The organism is Gluconobacter sp. NFX36, from assembly GCF_049887835.1.
Taxonomy (GTDB): domain Bacteria; phylum Pseudomonadota; class Alphaproteobacteria; order Acetobacterales; family Acetobacteraceae; genus Gluconobacter; species Gluconobacter japonicus_A.
Window position 1 is genome coordinate 178,727 of the sequence record NZ_JAGEKJ010000006.1, and the last position, 19,950, is coordinate 198,676.

At 57.0% G+C, this 19,950-nt stretch carries 23 protein-coding genes and 2 tRNA genes; 16 read left to right on the forward strand and 9 right to left on the reverse strand.

Annotation, left to right across the window (positions count from 1 at the left end; translation table 11 throughout):
* The first annotated feature begins 80 nt into the window (after positions 1–80).
* Positions 81–1,658, forward strand: a complete 1,578-nt coding sequence (locus tag J4P41_RS08390) for an efflux transporter outer membrane subunit (RefSeq protein WP_426066755.1) — start codon at positions 81–83, stop codon at positions 1,656–1,658.
* Between the two features lie 42 nt (positions 1,659–1,700).
* Here the strand turns inward: J4P41_RS08390 and fbaA are convergent, their stop codons facing one another.
* Positions 1,701–2,774, reverse strand: coding sequence for a class II fructose-bisphosphate aldolase (gene fbaA / locus J4P41_RS08395; protein ID WP_426066756.1), 1,074 nt, complete (start codon positions 2,772–2,774; stop codon positions 1,701–1,703).
* 163 nt (positions 2,775–2,937) lie between these two features.
* Between fbaA and J4P41_RS08400 the strand changes: the two genes are divergently transcribed.
* From J4P41_RS08400 to rimI, 6 genes are all read left to right on the forward strand, one after another.
* Positions 2,938–3,705 (forward strand): response regulator, encoded by a 768-nt coding sequence (locus J4P41_RS08400; protein ID WP_023943939.1) that lies wholly within the window; start codon positions 2,938–2,940, stop codon positions 3,703–3,705.
* Positions 3,706–3,725: 20 nt separating this feature from the next.
* A complete protein-coding gene (locus J4P41_RS08405) occupies positions 3,726–5,078 on the forward strand; it encodes an ATP-binding protein (RefSeq protein WP_426066792.1) in 1,353 nt (450 codons plus the stop codon).
* A gap of 96 nt (positions 5,079–5,174) precedes the next feature.
* The gene (locus J4P41_RS08410; protein ID WP_026017565.1) at positions 5,175–5,738 is read left to right on the forward strand and encodes a NifU family protein; all 564 of its coding nucleotides are present in this window, start codon (positions 5,175–5,177) and stop codon (positions 5,736–5,738) included.
* A gap of 3 nt (positions 5,739–5,741) precedes the next feature.
* Positions 5,742–6,380, forward strand: coding sequence for a malonic semialdehyde reductase (locus tag J4P41_RS08415; RefSeq protein WP_426066757.1), 639 nt, complete (start codon positions 5,742–5,744; stop codon positions 6,378–6,380).
* A 5-nt stretch (positions 6,381–6,385) separates the two neighbouring features.
* The gene (tsaB, locus tag J4P41_RS08420) at positions 6,386–6,997 is read left to right on the forward strand and encodes a tRNA (adenosine(37)-N6)-threonylcarbamoyltransferase complex dimerization subunit type 1 TsaB (protein ID WP_426066793.1); all 612 of its coding nucleotides are present in this window, start codon (positions 6,386–6,388) and stop codon (positions 6,995–6,997) included.
* Positions 6,994–7,434: a ribosomal protein S18-alanine N-acetyltransferase gene (gene rimI, locus J4P41_RS08425; RefSeq protein ID WP_426066758.1), complete on the forward strand. Its 441-nt coding sequence runs from the start codon at positions 6,994–6,996 to the stop codon at positions 7,432–7,434. The genes tsaB and rimI overlap by 4 nt, the downstream gene beginning before the upstream one ends.
* On the opposite strand, the gene J4P41_RS08430 is transcribed toward rimI, so the two are convergent.
* Positions 7,424–7,666 (reverse strand): sulfurtransferase TusA family protein, encoded by a 243-nt coding sequence (locus tag J4P41_RS08430; RefSeq protein WP_426066759.1) that lies wholly within the window; start codon positions 7,664–7,666, stop codon positions 7,424–7,426. The two genes, rimI and J4P41_RS08430, sit on opposite strands and share 11 nt — an antisense overlap.
* An 86-nt stretch (positions 7,667–7,752) precedes the next feature.
* Between J4P41_RS08430 and J4P41_RS08435 the strand changes: the two genes are divergently transcribed.
* The 5 genes from J4P41_RS08435 to J4P41_RS08455 all read left to right on the forward strand — a co-directional run bounded on the left by J4P41_RS08435 (position 7,753) and on the right by J4P41_RS08455 (position 11,887).
* On the forward strand, positions 7,753–8,163 hold the full coding sequence (locus J4P41_RS08435; protein ID WP_211568100.1) for a MucR family transcriptional regulator: 411 nt from the start codon (positions 7,753–7,755) through the stop codon (positions 8,161–8,163).
* 100 nt (positions 8,164–8,263) lie between these two features.
* On the forward strand, positions 8,264–8,797 hold the full coding sequence (locus tag J4P41_RS08440) for a Fur family transcriptional regulator (RefSeq protein WP_010503553.1): 534 nt from the start codon (positions 8,264–8,266) through the stop codon (positions 8,795–8,797).
* A gap of 74 nt (positions 8,798–8,871) precedes the next feature.
* Positions 8,872–9,705 carry a GNAT family N-acetyltransferase gene (locus J4P41_RS08445; protein ID WP_209436215.1) on the forward strand — a complete coding sequence of 278 codons (834 nt, stop codon included), beginning with the start codon at positions 8,872–8,874 and terminating at the stop codon, positions 9,703–9,705.
* 53 nt (positions 9,706–9,758) lie between these two features.
* Complete coding sequence (gene lnt, locus J4P41_RS08450) at positions 9,759–11,288, forward strand: apolipoprotein N-acyltransferase (protein WP_426066760.1); 1,530 nt, start codon at positions 9,759–9,761, stop codon at positions 11,286–11,288.
* 68 nt (positions 11,289–11,356) lie between these two features.
* Entirely contained in the window at positions 11,357–11,887 is a 531-nt protein-coding gene (locus J4P41_RS08455; RefSeq protein WP_426066761.1) for a helix-turn-helix domain-containing protein, read from the forward strand.
* 15 nt (positions 11,888–11,902) lie between these two features.
* Here the strand turns inward: J4P41_RS08455 and J4P41_RS08460 are convergent, their stop codons facing one another.
* Positions 11,903–12,565 (reverse strand): protein tyrosine phosphatase, encoded by a 663-nt coding sequence (locus J4P41_RS08460; RefSeq protein ID WP_426066762.1) that lies wholly within the window; start codon positions 12,563–12,565, stop codon positions 11,903–11,905.
* A gap of 106 nt (positions 12,566–12,671) precedes the next feature.
* Between J4P41_RS08460 and J4P41_RS08465 the strand changes: the two genes are divergently transcribed.
* Both J4P41_RS08465 and J4P41_RS08470 read left to right on the forward strand, forming a co-directional pair.
* Entirely contained in the window at positions 12,672–13,040 is a 369-nt protein-coding gene (locus J4P41_RS08465; protein WP_426066763.1) for a hypothetical protein, read from the forward strand.
* Between the two features lie 107 nt (positions 13,041–13,147).
* Complete coding sequence (locus J4P41_RS08470; protein ID WP_426066764.1) at positions 13,148–14,677, forward strand: methyl-accepting chemotaxis protein; 1,530 nt, start codon at positions 13,148–13,150, stop codon at positions 14,675–14,677.
* Here J4P41_RS08470 and J4P41_RS08475 read toward each other — a convergent pair.
* Genes J4P41_RS08475 through J4P41_RS08485 form a run of 3 tightly spaced genes read right to left on the reverse strand, consistent with a single transcriptional unit; the run spans position 14,674 to position 16,485 of the window.
* A complete protein-coding gene (locus J4P41_RS08475; protein ID WP_010503567.1) occupies positions 14,674–14,853 on the reverse strand; it encodes a Trm112 family protein in 180 nt (59 codons plus the stop codon). The two genes, J4P41_RS08470 and J4P41_RS08475, sit on opposite strands and share 4 nt — an antisense overlap.
* A gap of 2 nt (positions 14,854–14,855) precedes the next feature.
* Positions 14,856–15,536: an LON peptidase substrate-binding domain-containing protein gene (locus tag J4P41_RS08480; RefSeq protein WP_426066765.1), complete on the reverse strand. Its 681-nt coding sequence runs from the start codon at positions 15,534–15,536 to the stop codon at positions 14,856–14,858.
* A gap of 4 nt (positions 15,537–15,540) precedes the next feature.
* Positions 15,541–16,485, reverse strand: coding sequence for a tetratricopeptide repeat protein (locus J4P41_RS08485; protein WP_426066766.1), 945 nt, complete (start codon positions 16,483–16,485; stop codon positions 15,541–15,543).
* Positions 16,486–16,701: 216 nt separating this feature from the next.
* On the opposite strand from J4P41_RS08485, the gene J4P41_RS08490 reads away from it, so the two are divergent.
* Positions 16,702–16,776 (forward strand) — tRNA-Gly (locus tag J4P41_RS08490).
* Positions 16,777–16,911: 135 nt separating this feature from the next.
* Positions 16,912–16,986, forward strand: a tRNA-Gly gene (locus tag J4P41_RS08495).
* 145 nt (positions 16,987–17,131) lie between these two features.
* Here the strand turns inward: J4P41_RS08495 and J4P41_RS08500 are convergent.
* The 3 genes from J4P41_RS08500 to J4P41_RS08510 all read right to left on the reverse strand — a co-directional run bounded on the left by J4P41_RS08500 (position 17,132) and on the right by J4P41_RS08510 (position 19,934).
* Positions 17,132–18,664, reverse strand: coding sequence for a carbohydrate porin (locus tag J4P41_RS08500; RefSeq protein ID WP_211568106.1), 1,533 nt, complete (start codon positions 18,662–18,664; stop codon positions 17,132–17,134).
* Between the two features lie 190 nt (positions 18,665–18,854).
* Positions 18,855–19,376 carry an inorganic diphosphatase gene (ppa, locus tag J4P41_RS08505; protein ID WP_010504179.1) on the reverse strand — a complete coding sequence of 174 codons (522 nt, stop codon included), beginning with the start codon at positions 19,374–19,376 and terminating at the stop codon, positions 18,855–18,857.
* A 156-nt stretch (positions 19,377–19,532) separates the two neighbouring features.
* Complete coding sequence (locus J4P41_RS08510) at positions 19,533–19,934, reverse strand: alcohol dehydrogenase (protein WP_426066767.1); 402 nt, start codon at positions 19,932–19,934, stop codon at positions 19,533–19,535.
* Positions 19,935–19,950 lie beyond the last annotated feature (16 nt).

Genomic DNA, 19,950 nt, shown 5'->3' on the forward strand with positions numbered 1-19,950 from the left:
TGTGGTTCTTCTACCGTCTCCATTATGCTGACCGAACTGGTCGGTCACCGCAAGATCATTTCCGTATCAGGAGTTTCTTTGTGAGCGCAGCCTTTCTGTCCCGCGCGCTGCTGTCAGGCTGCGCCCTTGTTGCTTTGTCCGGTTGCCTGCGGGTTGGGCCGGAATATCATGAACCACACCCCTGGTCCCCCGCGCATTATGCCGATCATACGGCTGGCGCGCCCGAGAGTGTGACCAGTGAAGCCAAGGCCGCCAGCAAGTGGTGGACGGTCTTCAACGATCCGGAACTGGCATCTCTGGAAGACCGTCTGGTTCAGCAGAACCTGTCCTTCCGCCTTGCGACGGCCAATCTGGCGCAGAGCCGTGCACAGCTTCTGATGGCGGGTGCCGAGCGCTTTCCCGGGCTGAGTGCTTCTGGTTCCTATACCCGCAGCCAGTTCAGCACAAAGCAGATGCAGGAAATCATCAGCCGGGTAGGGGGCAGTATTGCCAAGTCCGATAATGGGCTTCTTGGTGATCAGGGCAGTAGCATTTTAAGTGGTGCAGCCAGTGGCGCCACAATTCCGCTGCTCAATCAGTGGAAAACCTCCATTGATGCCAGCTACGAAATCGATCTCTGGGGCCGTGTCGCGCATCAGTATGATGCTGCGAAAGCAGATCTTCAGGCAACGGACGAGGAACGCCGGTCAGTCCTGATTGCCCAGCAGGCCGATATGGCGCGCGGTTACATGGGCCTGCGGGGAGACCAGAAGCGCCTTCAAGTGCTTCAGGATAACCTCGCAACGCTGAAGCAGATCGTGGATATTTCCCAGAGCCGCTATCACAGCGGTCTGGTGACGGAAGTGGATGTGGATTCTGCGCAGGCCCGTCAGCACGATACCGAAGCGCAGGCAGCCCAGCTTCAGCAGAGTATCGCGCAGGAAGAGAATGCCCTGGCCCTCCTGCTCGGCGCGCCTCCGGGTAGCCTGAATGCAGAACTCGAGAAAAATGCCGGTATTCCTGTTGTGCCGCCGGTTGTGCCTGTGGGGCTTCCGTCTGAACTGGCTCATCGCCGTCCCGACATCCGGGAAGCCGAAGCCAAACTGCGCGCGTCCGTAGCAGAAGTGGGTGAGGCGACAGCGGACTTCTATCCGAAAATCACCATCAATGCGGATTTCGGTTTCCAAACCCTGTCCTTCCGGGATCTTGGGTTCTGGAATGCCCGGGCATGGAATGTCGGGCCGTCCATTTCCCTGCCGATTTTCCAGGGTGGACGTCTGCGCGGCCAGTTGGAACTGAAGAAATATGCGCAGAAGGCTGCGGCGATTTCCTATCAGCAGACGGTCATTCAGGCCTGGCATGACGTTGATAATGCCCTGATTGCCTATCGGGACGAGCAGCTTCGTCATCAGGGTCTGGAGCGTGCGGTGAATGATAACCGCAAGGCGCTTCAGTTGGCCCAGAGCCAGTATCGCAGCGGCCTGACCAATTACCTGAATGTGCTGAATGCGCAGGGTCAGCTTCAGTCCGCCCAGATGAGCCTTGCCGAGAGCGATGCAACTGTCGCGACCAATCTGGCCCGTCTTTACAACGCTCTTGGCGGCGGCTGGGAAGATGTCGTTCCGGCATCCCAGGATGTCACCAGAACGAAGCTTGCTTCCGCAACACCGGGTCCCTGAGACCCGGCGTCAGAGTTTGGAGGGCTATCTCCCGGAGCTGTTTCAGCTTCGGGCGATGGATTTGCCCCTTGAGCCAAGGATTTCGAAAGCCTCGCCCATACGCTCCGTAACGGATTTTTCACCTGCGCGGAGCCATTTGCGAGGATCGTAAAGGGACTTCATAGGCTTGTCTGTCGCGGGGTCGATCTGGTGCTGGAAGGCAACCGGATGCGCGCTGACATAAGAGCCGACGCCGTGAGCGAAAGCGAACTGGATATCTGTATCCAGATTCATCTTGAAGGTGCCGTAAGCCACGGCATCCCGAATTTCTTCCAGACTGGAACCGGAGCCGCCATGGAAGACCAGCGGCAGAGGCTTCGGCCCGCTTCCTGTGGCTTTCTGCACGGCATCCTGTGAATTCTTCAGGATTTCCGGACGGAGTTTGACGTTACCTGGCTTGTAAACGCCATGAACGTTGCCGAAAGACGCGGCGATGGAGACCATGCCAATAGGCGAGAGCAGTTCCCAGGCTCTCAGCACGTCTTCCGGCTGGGTATAGAGATGCGCATTGTCCGCACCTTCTTCCAGATCATGGCCGACGCCATCTTCCTCGCCGCCCGTGACGCCCAGTTCGATTTCCAGGCCCATGCCAAGGGGTGCAAGGCGCGTCAGAAGTTTTTGGGAGAGAGCCAGATTGTCATCAAGCGTCTCGGCGGACAGGTCGAGCATATGGGATGAAAACAGTGGGCGACCCTGAGCCTTGAACTCGGCTTCGCTGAGGGTAATCAGGTCCTCAAGCCAGGGAATAAGCTTGCGATCAGCATGATCGGTATGAAGAATGACGGCGACACCATATTCTTTCGCCAGAAGATGAACGTGATGCGCCATTGAGGCTGCACCAAGAACACGGGCGCGATGGGCATCCGGCAAGCCTTCGCCGGCGAAGAAGCGGGCCCCGCCATTCGAGACCTGAATGACGACATCGGACCTGTTGGCTGCGGCGGCTTCCAGAACGGCATTGACGCTGTTGGTTCCAACGACGTTAATGGCGGGGAGGGCATATCCGCCGTCCCTGCATGCCTGAAGAAGAGTTTTATAATCGGCGCCTGTTACGACGCCGGGAGAAACGCTTGTCATGAGAGACTCCGGTCGAATGGCAGGAACCCTGATTAGGCTGGTCCTGCGTTTCATGTATTGTAAGGCAGAAAAATCTTTCCGTCATGAGCGCTCAAGATAAGGGAACAGTTCCAGCCCAGATTTGTTGCTTGTAGTGTTTGCCCCGCTGAGATTATGGAAAAGTATGGTGCCAAATCTTTCAGACCCCGATCTTCCCGCTCGCATTCTCGTCGTTGAAGACGATGCAGGTATGCGTACCCTCATTCTGCGCGCATTGCAGGGCGGCGGCTTCCGCGCCCGTGGTGTCGCCAGTGGTGATGAGATGTGGGCCGCCCTTGAGGTGGCTCCGGTCGATCTCATTATTCTGGACATCATGCTCCCTGGTACGAACGGCATAGAGTTGTGCCGTGCGTTGCGCAGTGGCCAAGGGGCAAGTCATCCTGATGAGACGCCGCCGTCACAGGTTCCCATCATCATGGTGTCGGCCCGTGGTGAAGAGCGTGACCGTGTCATGGGGCTTGAGACTGGTGCAGACGATTATGTGCCCAAGCCTTTTGGCCAGCGTGAACTGCTGGCTCGTGTCCGTGCGGTCCTGCGACGAGGCACTCCCGGCACGACAGCACCGGAGAAGGTTCGGCGCGAAAAATTACAGTTTGCGGGTTGGACGCTTGATCTCCGTCGCCGTGAACTGACTGATCCAAGTGGTGCGACGGTCGATATCTCCGGAGCTGAACACGATCTTTTGACCAGCTTCCTCGATAATCCCCAGCGCGTCATTGCCCGTGATCGTCTGCTGGAACTGTCCCGTACCCGTCTGGGTGATGTCTCGGATCGCAGTATCGACGTTCTCGTCAGCCGTCTGCGCCGTAAGCTGGGTTCTGATGCAGACCAGCTTATCCGTACGGTAAGGGGACTAGGCTATATCTTCGTAGCTGAGGTCGAACGGGTCTGAATATTCAGAATCGGATCCTGCTGTGGCCGCTGGGACTGGTCGGGCGTGTCTGCGTCGTCCTGACCGTAGCGGTCACACTGGTGTTCCTCGCCAATGCCGTTTTTTATGGCGAGGCTGAAACCTACATTGTTGATGACGTGCGGATTGCACAGCTTGGAGAAGGGCTGAGCACCAATTTGCGTGTGCTGGCGGCTGCACCTGTTACGCAGCGCTCCTTTCTGGCAGTTATGCTTTCGGGCAGTGAACTGAGCGTTGCTTGGCAGCCCGCGACATCCATGCCGCGGTTGCCGGGACACCGGCCGCAGGTCCTGCTGGACCTGACGAAGCGGCTGATCAAGGATGATCCTATCCTCGCTCAGGCCCAGCTTGATCTCTATACGCTGGGAAGCGGATCCCCTGACGTGCTGGGAACCGAGCGTCTTCCGGATGGAAGTTACATCCATTTCCGGGTTCCGGGGCTGCTGGGACGACATCATTTCACACGTGGTCTGGCCTCCGCCGCGATTGCAGCCTGTGCCGTGGCAATTGCGGCGACCATGCTCATTCGTGGCCTGAGTATGCCCTTGCGGGCTCTGGCATCTGTTGCGGACAAGATTGGTTCCAATGAAACCTGGGTGCCGCTTGCGGAACGCGGTCCTCGGGAAGTCCGAGGCGTTGCGCGCGCCATCAACGCCATGCAGCGCCGTATTCAGAGCCTCATCAATGACCGGACGCAGGCTTTGGCGGCCGTCTCTCACGATTTGCGAACACCTCTGACACGCCTTCGGCTTCGATGCGGTTTTCTGAACGATGGTGAGGCGCAGGCTGCCATCGAGTCGGATCTTGATGAGATGGAGGGGATGGTGAATGGCATTCTCGCGTATCTCGCGGGTGCGGATGACCCAGAAAAACCAAAGACCATCAATATCGTCGCTACATTGACGACGCTCGTGGATGACCATGCCGATCATGGCAAGGATGCCCGCTACGAAGGCCCGGATCGGGCGCTGGTCCGCGTCCGCCCCCTGGCGATCAAGCGTGTTCTGTCCAACCTGATTGAGAACGCCCTGAATTACGGGGGAAATGTTCTGGCCACCCTGACGGTGCGGGACGATGACTCCATAGAAATTGCCATTCAGGACAATGGTCCGGGTATTCCCGAAAGTGAATATGAGCGTGTTCTGACACCGTTCTACCGTCTGGAAGGGTCCCGCTCTCGTCAGACGGGCGGGATCGGGCTGGGACTGGCCATTGTGACCCGCGAGATTGCCCGGGAAGGGGGCTATTTGCGTCTGGGCCGGGGCGATGCCGAGAAGGGGTATGGCGGGCTCTGTGCGACAATTGTTCTGCCGCCTGCTCGCAAGCCAACGATTGGCGAACGGCCGCAGGTTTGAAGACCGGGAAGTGGGACTGGATTGGTCCAGACCCTTGCGCCGAGGGCTGAAGTGGCACATGTCAGGGACGGACTGGACACTGAGGACATGACGACGATGTTCATTGAAACCGAAGATACCCCGAATCCTGCGACGCTGAAGTTTCTTCCGGGACGCCCCGTAACCGGAGACTCGCGCACTGTTGATTTTGGAGAGGCCTCAGCTGCTGAAGGGCGTTCCGAGCTGGCTGAAACGCTTTTTGCTCTGCCGGACGTCAAGCGCGTCTTTCTGGGCAGCGATTTCGTTTCCATCACCAAGGCGCCGGACGTCAGTTGGGGAGACATGAAGCCGGTTGTGCTTAGCACGCTCACGACGTTCTTTGAGAGCGGCAAAGCTGTACTCGCTGGCGGTGATGAAGCCCTGAAGTATGATGTTGCGCCGGAAGATGCCGACGTTGTGGTTCGGATCCGTGATCTGCTGGATACGCGTGTTCGTCCGGCTGTGGCTGGAGATGGTGGCGACATTGCTTTCCGGGGCTACAAGGACGGAATTGTTTACCTGACGATGCAGGGCGCCTGTTCAGGCTGTCCGTCTTCCCGCGCGACGCTGAAGCATGGTGTTGAGAACATGCTCCGTCATTATGTGCCGGAAGTGCAGTCTGTCGAGCAGGTCGAGGACTGATTTATGGACGACGAGACGTCTCTCCCCGTGACGGAGACCCCGTGTTCCGGCCCTATGCCGGGCGCCGAGGTTCTGTTTACACAGGCCCGCACACCACGGGCTTTTTCCCCGCGGGCTGTTGGGGAAGACGTGTTGCGGCATTTGTACGATCTGGTGAAGCTGGGTCCGACGTCCGGGAACTGCTCGCCGGGACGCTTTGTGTTCTTGACGACGCAGGATGCCAGGGAGCGGCTTCGGCCCGCCCTGTCTCCCGGAAACGTCGAACGGGCCATGTCGGCTCCTGTTCTGGTTGTTGTCTGCCACGATCCGCTGTTCTTTGAGACGCTTCCCCGACTTGGGTGTGATGAAGGGCTGCGGGACTGGTTTGCGGCAGATGTCGGCCTGTCGGAAGAAACTGCTTTCCGGAATGGTACGCTGGAGGGGGGGTACCTCATTCTGGCTGCCCGGATGCTGGGCCTCTCTGCAATGCCAATGTCGGGATTTGATTCGTTCATGGTCGAAGATGCGCTGCTAACCACTTCGGGATGGCGGGCAAATTTCCTGATTGGTCTTGGTTACCCGGCAGAAAACGAGCCTCATCCGGACCATGCCGCGCCTCGTGCCCCGCGTCTGGACTTCGGCGAGGCGTGTCTGTGCCTGTGAGGACTGTGGTTTTCAACGGCGCAGGTGCAGGGACGGGAACGACCAATCTTATTGCTCTTGTTGAAGACGGACGTGTCGTTGCGGAAAAGCTTCTGACCGGACGAGGGGCGTCCGAGCATTTTGCACCAGCTCTGAGATCTCTGCTCGAAGAGCAACAGTGGACAGAGGCTCCGGATGCGGTCGTTGCTGTGATAGGGCCAGGATCTTTCACGGGCTTGCGGGCGTCTCTGTCTTTGGCCGCAGGATTGGCCGCCGGATGGAACTGTCCGACGGTCGGTGTCACTTTGGGGGCTGCGATCCGGGCTACGCTTGGACGTCCGGAGGTTGCCTGTGTCAGTCTGGCGCGGCGAGGGCGGTTCTTTGTTGACCCACCGAATGGAGATGTTTTCGCAATCTCTGCGGACGATCTGGATGAGACAGTGTTTTCTGCGATAGCGGGGGACGGTGTTCAGGAACGATTGTCCTGGGGGTGTCCCACGATTAACTGTGTTGCTCCGGATGCGCTTGGAATCGTCCGTGCAGCGCAGGGGCAGGCTGCCGGGCCTCTCAGCCCTCTTTATGTTGATCCTCCGGAAGCAAAGCCGCCTGCGGCTGGACTGCGCCCGCTTCCCCAATGATAGCCGCAAAACCGGACCAGGTCTTTCAGGATCTGGGTGTGGAGGGGGCGCCTTTGCTGGCGGCCTTGCATGAAGAAGCCTTTCAGGGTGGGGAAGTCTGGAATGAGGCGGCGTTTGCCTCGTTGCTATCCATCCCTGGAACTGAAGCGCTGGTTGTGACTCTTGAGGGGCAACCTGCGGGCTTTATTCTGACCAGAACGCTTCTGGATGAAACAGAAATCCTGACACTCGCTGTCTCTCCCCGCTTTCAGCGGCGGGGATTGGGACGTCAGTTGATCGAGAAAATCTTTCCAAAAGGTCAAATATTTCTTGAAGTATCCGTAAGTAACAGTGCGGCAAGGAGGCTTTATGAAGCCTGCGGATTCGCCCGGGCTGGCGTAAGACGTGGTTATTATCAGGATGGAAGTGATGCCATCGTCATGACCTCTAAGATTTGACAATCAGAAGACAATAAAAACCGCTATCTTCCTGAACGTGAGTTTCGTCTATTATCTGGTATCCAAGTGCTCGAACGGCGGTGGAAACATTCCGCTTTGGTTCTTCTCCTTTGAGTAAAACCTTGAGTTTTTGGCCGGAAGTCATGGCGTCCAGACGGGTGCGGACATACACAGTCGTCATTGGGCAACGCTTGTCTCTGATGTCGAGTGGAAATATTTCATATTCTGTCATTTCTCGTCTGCACCTTGTTTTTGCTTGATAGTAGTCAAAATTCACTGATAGAGAACTGCCCGTTTCCGGATGAAGGACTTTATATTATGTCGCAAGAGACAGTAGACCTTGATCTGCGCCACCTGACTGCGCAGATCGTTACCGCTTATGTATCCAGCCATGATATCGGAGCTGACGCGCTTCCGGGTCTTATTCGCTCGGTACATGATTCCCTTGCGAATGTTGATGTGCAGGAAGAAGTGCCGGCTGAGAAGCCAGTTCCAGCTGTGCCGCCTCGCAAGTCGGTATTCCCCGACTATATCATCTGCCTTGAAGACGGTAAGAAGCTGAAGCTGCTCCGCCGCCACCTCAAGACAGCTTACAACATGACGCCGCAGGAATACCGTGAGCGCTGGGGCCTGCCGCCGGAATATCCGATGGTTGCTCCAAACTACGCAAGCCACCGTTCTTCCCTGGCTCGCAAGATCGGCCTCGGCCGTCGTCGCGACGACGATTGATCATGTTTCCCGGCTTCCTGACCCTCATCCGCAGGAAGCCGGTATTTTTATTTGCATCTCTGATTGGACAAATGGTCCGTTTTTCGGCTAGGCCGCTGTTATGGTCGTAGATACGAAAGTCGCGGACAGACGCACCCGCACGCAAGGTCGGAAGCCAGCTGGTTCCGCCGTTGTGGATGATTCGCCCATTGCCCGCCTCTGTGTGGAGAATGGTCTGAAAATGACAGGACAGCGCAGGGTGATTGCCCATGTGTTGTCTGAAGCTGACGATCATCCGGACGTCGAAGAGCTGTATCGCCGCGCATCGGCTATAGACAGCCGTATTTCCGTGGCCACGGTGTATCGCACCGTTCGTCTGCTGGAAGAAAAGGGCATCCTTGAGCGTCGTGATTTCGGCGGTGGGCGTGCCCGTTATGAAGCCAGCGACAGTGGCCACCATTATCATCTCATTGACGTAGATAGCGGCCGGGTCATCGAATTCGAAGATGACGAGCCCGTCCGTCTCCTGACGCAGATTGCACAGCGTCTTGGATTCGATCTCGTTTCTCACCGTATTGAGCTGTTCGGGCATCGTCTCGAAAAAGAGACCCCGAAGCGGCCGCTTCCCAAGAGCAGGAACAAGAGCGACACATGAGCACCAATTCGGCCGAGGATAAAAACTCAGCGCCAGGCCATTCGCTCGTCAGCAGTGAAGAAACGCTGAAGCAGATGGAGACTCTCTCCACGTTGGCCCTGAACCGCGATGGCGGCTTCCAGGAGCTTCGGGGTGGGTCTCTGGGGGTGCGGATTGCGGAGACCGAGGCCGAGCGTGATGCGGCTCAGGCGCTCCGTTACAAGGTCTTTTTTGAAGAGCTTGGTGCTCATCCCGACGAGCGCACGTTCCGTACCAAGCGCGACGTGGACGAGTTTGACGACGTTGCGGATCATCTTCTCGTCATCGATCACAGCATCGGGTCGGGTGCAGAAGGGGTTGTGGGCACCTATCGTCTGCTCCGCTCTGATGCTGCGGAGAAGATTGGTCGTTTTTACACGTCTTCCGAATACGACATCTCGAACCTGACGGAATTTCCGGGACGTTTGCTGGAAGTCGGACGCTCCTGCGTCGCGCGGGAGCATCGTGGTCGTTCGGCCATGCAGCTTCTGTGGCGCGGCATTGCCTCCTATATCTTCCTGCATCGTATTGACGTTCTGTTTGGCTGCGGAAGTCTGCCGGGTACGGACCCGGATGCCGTGGCCGATCAGTTAACCTACATGCATCACAACCATCTGGCTCCGCCGGCGCTCCGTATCCGCGCCTTGCCGGATCGCTATGTGGAAATGCTGCGCGTCGATCCCCATACGCTTGATCACCGCGCATGCCTGAACAAGCTGCCGCCGCTCATCAAGGGGTATCTCCGTCTGGGCGGATATGTGGGTGACGGTGCAGTGGTGGACGAGCAGTTCAACACGACGGATGTTGCCGTTCTGGTAAAAAGCGAGCTTCTGGCGGACAAATACTACCGTCATTATGAGCGTCGCCTTCGGGACGCTCTCGACTCCTGACATCCCTGTAACGGTCGGGCTGACATGGCTCGGCCGTTTTTTCATTTTGATGGATGGTCGTCTTCATGACTTCGACGCTCCCTGTTCATGGCTGGCGGCTTGCTGGCCTGATGGTGCTGGCAGGGGCGTTTGCGGCCCTGTCTCTGCCGCCCGTCTGTGCGCTTTTCACGTTGCCCCTCGGGCTTCTGGTTCTATACCGGGCCGCTGAGGATGCTGCGTCCTGGAAGGGCGCGGCTTTGTCTGGCTTCCTGTTCGGGATGGGGTTCCACACCGCAGGTCTGTACTGGCTGACAAACGCGATCCTGACACGCGTGCATGAATTCTGGTGGGTGGTTCCGTTTGCCTCCCCTGGTGTGTCCCTGATTATTGCTCCACTGATCGCGGTTCCGGCTGTTCTGTGCCGTCTGGTTCCGGCGGGCTGGAGGCGTGTGCTGATGTTCGGCGGGAGCTGGACCGCTGTGGATATGGGGCGTGTGCTGATCTTCTCCGGCTTCCCCTGGAACCCGCTGGGAAGCGATCTGGAACTTCCGGGGCGGTTTGGTGATGCGCTGATCCAGCCAGCGTCGGTTCTGGGTGTGGATGGTCTGACCCTTGTGCTGGTTCTGGCCTCTCTTGCGATCTTCCGTGGCCGGAGAGCGGCATTGCTGGTTCTGGTTGGTGCTGTTCTCTGGGTTGGTGGAGGTTTCTGGCGGTTGTCGGTTTTGCAGCCGCTGCCGGTCATCAATCCGCGTGCTGTTCTGGTGCAGGGGAATGTTCCCGAGGCAGAAATTATTGACCACAAACAGAGTGTCGAGAATTTCCGTCGGTATGTCCGGATGACGGCGCAGGGCGTTCAGCAGGCTCGACTGATGGGAGACGACAGGCCGAGTGTTGTGATCTGGCCGGAATCAGGCTTTCCGGGCCTGCTGGATGAAGATGATCTTGCCCGGCAGATCATTGCGCATGCTGCGGGTGGTGCTCCGGCCATGATTGGCTCTGACCGTGAAGAAAACGGTCACTGGTATAACAGTCTCGAAGTTGTGGATCAGGACGGGAAAATCGCTGCGATCTATGACAAGAGCCGTCTTGTGCCGTTTGGCGAATATCAGCCCTGGATTTTGCCCTTTAATATCCTGCCGGGTGTGTTGACGCCTGGGCCGGGACTGAAAACCTGGACCATGCCGGATATTGGCAAGGTGGGGCCGATGGTCTGCTATGAGATCATCTTTTCAGGCTCTGTTGTCGCGCCTCATGATCGGCCGGACTGGCTTGTCACCATTTCCAATGATGCCTGGTATGGAGACAGTGCGGGTCCACGTCAGCATTTGGCGACCGGGCGGATGCGGGCTGTTGAAGAGGGGCTTCCGGTTGTTTTCGCGAACAATACCGGCATTTCCGCAGTTTACGATGCAGCCGGGCGTGAGACAGCCAGACTGGGGTGGGGAAAGACGGATGTGCTGGTCAGCAATATTCCGTCTCCGCTGCCACCCACGCTTTTTTCCCGGTATGGACGCGCCATTCCGCTCGGTCTGTCGATTGTCTGTGTTCTTCTGGCTTTCTGGCCGCGTCGGCGGGGTGAGAGGGCCTTGGTTGCAAAGCGTTAAAAAGGTTAATATTGACAATCTAGGGTTGTTTTATTTACCTTCTCTTTCTTGATTGGGAAGGGAACTACATGACAATCGGTCACGGTAAGGTCGAGCCGAAAAGTGCCGCCGCTGCTGGGCCAGTCGATGTGCATGTGGGGAACCGTATCCGTCTGCGGCGGACCCTTCTTGGACTGTCGCAGGAGAAGCTTGGTGAGGCGCTTGGCCTGACCTTCCAGCAGATTCAGAAGTACGAGCGTGGTGCCAACCGTGTTGGTGCCAGCCGTTTATACGATCTGGCGCGTATTCTGGACGTGCCAATCGGCTTTTTCTTTGATGATATGCAGGATGGTACCCCCAAACCTGCGGCTTCCCCTGCTCCTGCCTTTGGGGCCGGATTTGCGGAAACACAGGCGACGTTTGGTGGTCCGCCTCCGAAGGCTGCGGCTCCCGCCCCGCCGCGCCTTTTTGATCTTCCAGTTGATGAAGCCGCGCTTTTCAGCCGTCGGGAGACGGTTGATCTTGTAAGGTCTTACTATCGCATTCCAGATCAGTCTGTCCGCAAGCGGATGCTGGATCTGATCCGGACGCTTGGCGCACCTGACGATAAAGCGGCCTGAAAGGCCCCCGCCGGATTACTCCCGGCGGAGAATACTGTCGTTCAGGAAAGACGAAATCTTTCCGGCTTTGAAATCCGCGCGGAGGCGATCTTCGTCATATTCTGTGCGGACCCAGTCCATGAAGGGCAGGCGGCCTTCAGCTTCGGCTCTGTAACGCAGAAAGAATGCGTCCAGAATACCGGTTCTGGAACGGTTGAAATGACCAAAGCGCCAGTGAAGCTGCTTCAGGGCGTCTGTCGCGGTTCCACCTTCAAACATGGTCACCAGCCCTGAGGCCAGTCCCGCACGGTCTGCGCCGGACTTGCAGTGCATCAGCATGGGGAACTGAAGCGTCTGATACATGTCGTAAAAGCGCAGGATACGGTCCTTATGTGGAGCCCCGCGGCTTTCAAAAGCCATGTCCAGATGCGTCAGGCCAACCTGCTGACTGGCCCGGCGGGACAGTGCATCAGAACCGCATTTGCGGTGTCCGCGCAGATTGACCAGCGTCTTCAGGTGCAGGCGATAGGTCAGCCTCCGCAGGCGAGAAGGGGTTGGGTGATTGCAGCGCCACACTTTTCCTGGAATGACCTCTGAAATGTTCGTCCAGCCGAGGCGGAAAATGGAGTGGTCTACGAACAGGCTGTCCCACCAGGCGCGTCTCAGATCGGCGGCAGAGGTAATGCGGCCTTCAAACATGCGGATCTCTCCTTGACTGTGGGTGCCGGGTGAAAGGCGTGTGGCTGCGGTGTGTCCCATTCCAAACAGGGATGCGTCAACTCCGGAAAAATGCTAACATCGTGGTATGCGCTGGCTTTCTCTTTCCCTGACGTTGTCCTGCCTTTCACTGGGGGGATGTGGTGTTGGTTCCATGTTTGACGGTCCAGCCGCAGACATGACGGCGTTGCCGCCACCGGGGGCCGGTCCGGATCGGGGAGATCACCACCGGCGCCGCCCTCATCCGAGCGGTATGTCTTATGCGGATGATGCGCCGGTTATGCCTATGCCCCCGGGAGCCATGAGTGAGGATAGCCGTCCGCATGAGACCAGTAGTCCCTCATCAGAAGGCGTCAGCTTTGGGGCTGGTGGCCCTGGAGGAAACACGGCGGACATTACGCCACGGCCGGCGGTTCCAGACACGGAAGTCTCTTATGGGCAGAACAGTGGGAACTAGTTTTCTGCTGTGACCTGACGGGGTGTCTTCATGATTGCGTAACCTTTGGTGTGCTAGGGCGAAGCCAGTCCTTTTCCCCGGACCGAGCGACGCCTTGGAGATCAAATATGCCCGATCAGGTCGAGACAGATATTAGAGAACGTCTTGCTTTTCTGGGTATCGGCGCCGCGGAAAAAGCCCTGATCAGCCGTATTGGCCAGCAGGTGAGGCAGACGCTTGGGCCTGCACTGGATCGGTTCTATCGTCGGGTTGATGAGACCCCGGCTCTGTCTCGGTTCTTTTCCAATCCGCTTCACCAGAAATCGGCCCGCACTCAGCAGGAGAAGCACTGGAGCCGTATTCTGGATGGCGATTTCGGGACTGATTATGTTCAGAGCACGAAGGCCATCGGTAACACTCATGCGCGGATTGGGCTTGAGCCTCAATGGTATATTGGAAGTTACGGGCTGCTGCTTGAGGGGATTGTCTCGGGATTCCTGCGTGAAGCATGGCCGCAGCCACCACAGGGATTTTTCGATCGTCTTTTCCGAAAGGCCAAGCCCGTTCTGCCTGTTGAGGAGGCTACGCGCAGAGTAGGTCTGCTGATTAAAGCCGCGTTGCTGGATATGGAGTTGGGGCTTCAGACCTATACCCTGAATATGGATGATCAGGAGCGGTCAAGGGCTGAGAAAGAGCGGACTGAGAGTCTGACCGCTCTGTCTGAAGCTCTCGCCGATGCGCTTGAGCGGATGGCGAAAGGGGATCTGGTGCAGGAAATTGATCCGGATCTGGAAACCGAAACAACCCGGATGAGTGGTGCGTTCCAGAATGCCTGTGCTGGTCTGAGCCATATCGTTCATGCCGTGCGGTCTACATCCGGGGTGGTTGAACATCGTGCAAGAACACTGAGTAGTTCATCGGAAGATGTTGCCTGCCGGATTGCCGAACAGGTTCAGGCCCTGGGGACAGTTTCCCGCAACATTACAGAATTGACGGCCTCCGTGAAGGAGGTGGCTGAAGAAGCCCGACAGGCGGACGAAACAGTAGAGGCCTGTTGCAATGAAACCGGGCAGGGCGCGGAAATTGTTAATCGCACGGTTGAAGCGATGGCGAAAATTTCCGAGTCCTCGACCCAGATTGTGCAGATCATCAGTGTTATTGATGAAATCGCATTTCAGACAAATCTGCTTGCTTTGAATGCTGGCGTCGAAGCTGCAAGAGCGGGGGATGCTGGTCGTGGTTTTGCCGTCGTGGCTCAGGAAATTCGAGCTTTGGCTCAGAGATCGACAACGGCTGCACGCGAGATCAAGGAGCTCATCAGCAGCAGCATGGAAGACGTCGAACGTGGTGTGAAAATGGTCGATGAAACTGGTGCGGCGCTCGGGAATATCACCACATCTGTCAGTCGTCTGGGAGAAGCTGTCGGGGAGATTGCGTCTGGTGCGGAGGAGCAGGCCTTAAGGATCATGGAGATCAACGCCAGCACAACCCAGCTTGAAGCTGTCACGAAGACCAATGCAGCCATCGTGCAGGAAATGAGCGGTTCCAGTCAGGAGTTGGTGGGGGACGCGGCAGAACTGATGAAGATCGTCATGAACTTCAAGGTTCGTGACGATCAATCTGCCTTGTCACAGTCCCGTACCGGTTTGACGTTTTAGTCTGAAAGATGACGTGCTTCTTCTGGAAGCATGATGGGGATGCCATCCCGGATTGGAAAAGCCAGCTTCGCGCGGGGGCTGATAAGCTCCTGTGTGTCCCGGTCATAGGTCAGGGGGCCTTTGGTTACCGGACAGACCAGAAGGGACAGGAGGCGGGGGTCAAGTTCAGCGTTCATGATTATTCCATGCCCTTTGCCAGAAGATCCAGCAAGACCCCTGCACGATCATCCAGTGTGCCTGCTTCAAGAAGCGCCTGTTTCTGTGTGGGGCTGAAAGGGACAAGCATGGGCAGGACAACAAGAAGCATCTCGTCATCCATCTCGTCAATCAGGGACCAGTCCGTCTGGAGTTCGTGGGCCGTCAGGTAGTCTTTCAGTCGGCTCAGAAGTCTGGAACGATTGATGGGAGAGGGGTCACTTTCCACCAGATCAGAGAAAAACGGAGAGGCGTCAATTGCTCCTTCGCGCCAGCCCCGGCGCGTCAGACCTTCCATCAGAAGCCGGAAACGGGTCACGCCCAGCAGGGTGACCGAGAATGTCCCGTCCGGGTGTTCCGTGAAACTGGTGATGCGTCCGAGGGTGCCAATATCGTGCAGGACGGGAAGAGGGTCTTCCTCGTCCTCTTCCTGCGGCTGGATCATTCCGATGAGCCGACGTTCGGCGAGCGCATCCTCCAGCAGGGCAACGTAGCGCGGTTCAAAAACGGTCAGCGGGAGTTGCCCTCCCGGGAGCAACATGGCTCCGGATACGGGAAAAAGCCCGACACGGGGAGGAAGATCGGCCAGCGTCAGGTCCATCAGGGCCGGAACCCTGCGGGGAATGTCGCTGAGATCTACGAATGTATCAGGCGTTCGGGTCATAGGCTCACGAAAACAGGAGGGAGGAGAGTTTGCGGCGTGCGGACAGGGTTACGGGATCGGTATGACCCCAGGCTTCAAAGAAACGCAGGAGTTCGGTCTTCGCGGCGCCCTCGTTCCAGTCGCGGTCCTTGCGAATGATCTCAAGGAGAAGATCAGCGGCTTCAGCCCGTTGACCGGAAGCGTTCATGGCGGCGGCCAGTTTCAAAGCAATATCGAAGTTTGACGGATCAGCTTCGGCCTGTTGGCGCAGCGTGTCCAGTTCGGATGCAGCTTTGGCACTTTCTTTCGTGAGCGCCAGAGCCGCGCGGGCTCCTGTGATTTCTGGGTGAGCGTCCAGCTTTGCCGGAACCTGACCGGAGGCTTCTTCCGCTCCTTCAATTTCATCCAGAGCCAGAAGCGAACGCAGAAGACCGCCCCAGGCTTCCGGGTTTTCCGGCTCAACGTCCAGAAGCTGTGCGTAAAGTTCCACAGCTTCAGCTGGCAGGTTTTCAGTCAGTGCTTTCTTGGCTTCTGCAAGAAGATCGGCGGACGGCATTGTGCCCCCCGTTGTCTTCAGCAGGGTTTCAACAAAACGACGGATCTCTCCTTCAGACTGCACACCTTGGAAAAGATCGAGGACCTGCCCTTTCCAGAATGCGACGACGAGGGGAATCGACTGCAAGGGGAGGCCCATCTGGGCAAGCTGGGCTGCGAGGGATTTGTTGGCCTCGACATCTACTTTGACAAGGCGGACACGCCCTGCCGCAGCGCGGATGACTTTTTCAAGAACAGGGGTGAGCTGCTTGCAGGGGCCACACCAGGGAGCCCAGAAATCCACCAGAATGGGTGTTTGCTGGCTGGCTTCAACCACATCAGCCATGAAAGTCGTCTGGTCAGCGTCAATGATAGGGGAGGGAGCTCCCTGTGATGGAGACTGGCCGATCAGATGTTCGTCAAAAGTGCTGCTCATGAAAAGGAGGCCATCCTGCTGGAGAAATCCGGTTTTCCGAAAGATCGGGGTTGATGGGGATCAGTGCAAGAGGACTTTGAGCTGAGGGAAGCTGGGATAGCTCAGGAAAAGGCGAGGGATCCCCATGGAATCGGAAGAAATGGAAAATTAGTCTGCCTGATGTGTTTTCCCTCTTGCGCAGGTTTCGAAGTTCGGTAATAACACCGCCCACGGAACGCGGGTGTAGCTCAGGGGTAGAGCACAACCTTGCCAAGGTTGGGGTCGTGGGTTCGAATCCCATCACCCGCTCCAGTATTGAAAAAGACGCCTTCGGGCGTCTTTTTTCGTTTCTAGTGGTGGATGTTTTTCCTATCAAGAAAATGCTTTTCAGAGTGTCTTCCCTCTTGCAGACTCTGCCGGTTTCCGTCATAAGCCGCATCACGGAACGCGGGTGTAGCTCAGGGGTAGAGCACAACCTTGCCAAGGTTGGGGTCGTGGGTTCGAATCCCATCACCCGCTCCAGATTGAAAAAGACGCCTTCGGGCGTCTTTTTTCGTTTTCAGCTATGATTCCGTTTTCTGAAAACCATTCCAATCAGGTTCAAAAAAAACGGCCAGTCAGGAAAACCTGCTGGCCGCTGTTTCTGATCTTCGGAAAGCGTTTGGGCTTAGAAGAACTGGATGTGGCTCTTGAAGCCTAGCATGGCTGCGTCATGCAGGGCGGCCTGGCCACCCGGGCGGAAGTAGTACTGGAAGTCAGGCGCGAACGTCACGCCGCGCATCACATGGATACGGTAGTTCGCTTCAAGCACTTCGCCGTAGTTCTGGATGCCGTAGGAACCGTTCATGAGAGACATGCCGCGGGCAAGTTGCAGGCGCTGCGTGTCTGAGACGCTGCCAGCAACGCGAACATAGGTAAAGTTCACGCCAATGCCGTCCAGGGGACGAGCCTTCCAGAAGCCACTGTCCACAAACCCGATTTCATACTGCTGGGCACGGGTCTGCGTGCGGGGGCTGTTGGCATAGAAACCGGCAAGAACGATCAGGCCTGCATCCGGATTGCCCGGGGTATGGTGACGCAGCACCATCTGGTCCACCAGTGCCCATGCAGCCCAGGAGTAGTTTACCGTTCTCTGTGGCAGGCCTGTTATGACGAACGGATTGCCGTTGACGTCATAGTAGTTGTCCTTGTGAGGCGCGTTGTCGATCGCGTAACCGACCTTGTAGTGGCCGGGCAGGTGATCTTTGCCAAACAGTGGTTCCCAGCCTGCTTCAACTGGTACGGCCTGACCGTTGATGTCGGCGCCGTTGAACTTGAAGCCTGTCCGGTACTGGACGTTGTTGTAGATGCCGGCCTGCGCGAAATACACACCCGTCTGGATGTAGGTACTTTTGGTCGGGCGGACACGGATACGCGCCGCCCAGACGGCGTCTGGGTAAGATGAGTGGGTCGTATTGTCAGACGATGCCTTGGGATTACCGCAGAAGGCATTGTTCTGGAAATTACAGTACAGCGGGTTGGCGGAGAAGTCGTTCAGGAACGGAATACGGCCTGCTGCAACGTCGAAATGGCCGTTTCCGAGTGTTTCTTCGCCGTATGCGTAAACAAGGTGGACCACCACGTTGCCGCCAGCACCGTAGATTTCGGAACTGGGGTTGAGGTTGTCACCGAACATGCGGCTGGCCGGAATACCGTAACGGCCGACAACGACAGCATGGGTTGAAAAGCCACGGATACCGGCGAGCTTTTCCCAGTCGATGTCGTTTTCAAGGCTGTACTGGCCAGCATTGCTGCTGCCCTGGCGCAGTCCATAGCCAGGTGTTGGCTTGGTAATGGCGCCAGTATATTCGTTTGTATTGTCCATCATCAGCGCAATACCACGATCACGCAGCCACTTGTTCCAGCCGAAAGGGTTGGTCAACAGTGCTTCAGGCTTTGGAAGCGGCGGAACCTGTTCCTTGTCGAAGGACAGAATGGTGAGTGGTGTATTAACGCGGACGCTGGGGTTTTCCGAGTTCTGATCAGGCCAGTCCATCACCGTGATAGGCGCGAGGACATGAACTGTCGTGACCTTCTTGCCAGGGGCTGACTGGACAACGGTCGTTACGGGGGGAGGAGCCTTGGCCGTGCTTTCAGCAGCGGCGATGGCGGGCGTAAGCGAAACCGCACAGGCTGCGGCATAGAGATGCAGGCGAGACAAGTCTCTTATCCTCGGGTATCAGGTTGCGAGATCTTCGTAACACTTTATCGGGGATAAAGAACAGTCATTGTGAGATAAAAATCTCAAAAATCACGTTCATATGATACGAACTGTGGTTTTTAAGGAACAGATGCAGCTTGTACCAGAGGAAAGAAGTTGTGATCCGTATAATACGGATCACAAATCCGTATTACTTTGCAGCGGCCAGTGCTGCTTCGATCACTTTACCAGCTTCTTCCTTGCCGGCCCAACCTGTCACCTTGACCCACTTGTTCGGCTCAAGATCCTTGTAACGCTCGAAGAAGTGTTCGATGGCTTTGCGGGTGATTTCCGGCAGATCATCGATGGACTTCACGTCTGTGAACTGCGGGTGGATTTTGTCGTGCGGAACACAGATGATTTTCTCATCCTGGCCGCTTTCATCTTCCATCTTCAGCATGCCGATCGGGCGTGCACGGATGACGGCACCCGGAACAACGGCGGCTGGAGCCAGCACGAGGGCGTCAGCAGGATCGCCGTCAGCGGCGAGTGTGCCCGGAATAAAGCCGTAGGCGGCCGGATAGGCCATAGGAGTGAACAGGAAACGGTCTACGAAGATCGCACCGCTTTCTTTGTCCACTTCGTACTTGACCTGGGACCCCTGCGGGATCTCGATAACTACGTTAATGTCGTTCGGCACGTCCTTGCCGGGCGAGATCTTGGAAACGTCCATGATGTTCATGTCCTGAACTGGTTTTAAGACGAGCGAACATTAACGGTCCTTCAGCTTTCTGCCCAGTGCGGAAGAAAAACACCCAGAAACGCAGAACGCCCCGGCGTAAGGCCGGGGCGTTCATACGGAAAGCCAATGATCAGAAGATCAGTGGGCTCAGAGAAGTGGCTGGGCGGCCTTCAGCGCATTGTGGCAGGCTGCGCGGCGGTCATCTTCATTGGTATAAGCCACGAGATAATAGCGCTTGCCGTTGCTGTTGAAATAACCAGCCGTGCCAAGAGCGTAGTCGTCATTGCCGACCGTCTGTTCGGTAGCCTTGTACTTCTCGCTCAGGCCATACAGAGCCGGATTGCCTTCGTCGTAGGACAGATACTGCAGCTCGATGCAGTAGTTCATGATTCCTGCGAGATTAGCGGGAGAAACGCCTGTGAAATCCTTGCCTGGCGTGCCCTGAACGGCTGATGGTGGCGGCGGTGACTGTTCCTGTGCCAGAGCGGCCGACGAAACCATACCGAGGCCAACTACGAGGCCAAGAGCGGGCACGATACGACGAAACATGGACGGTATCCTTTCT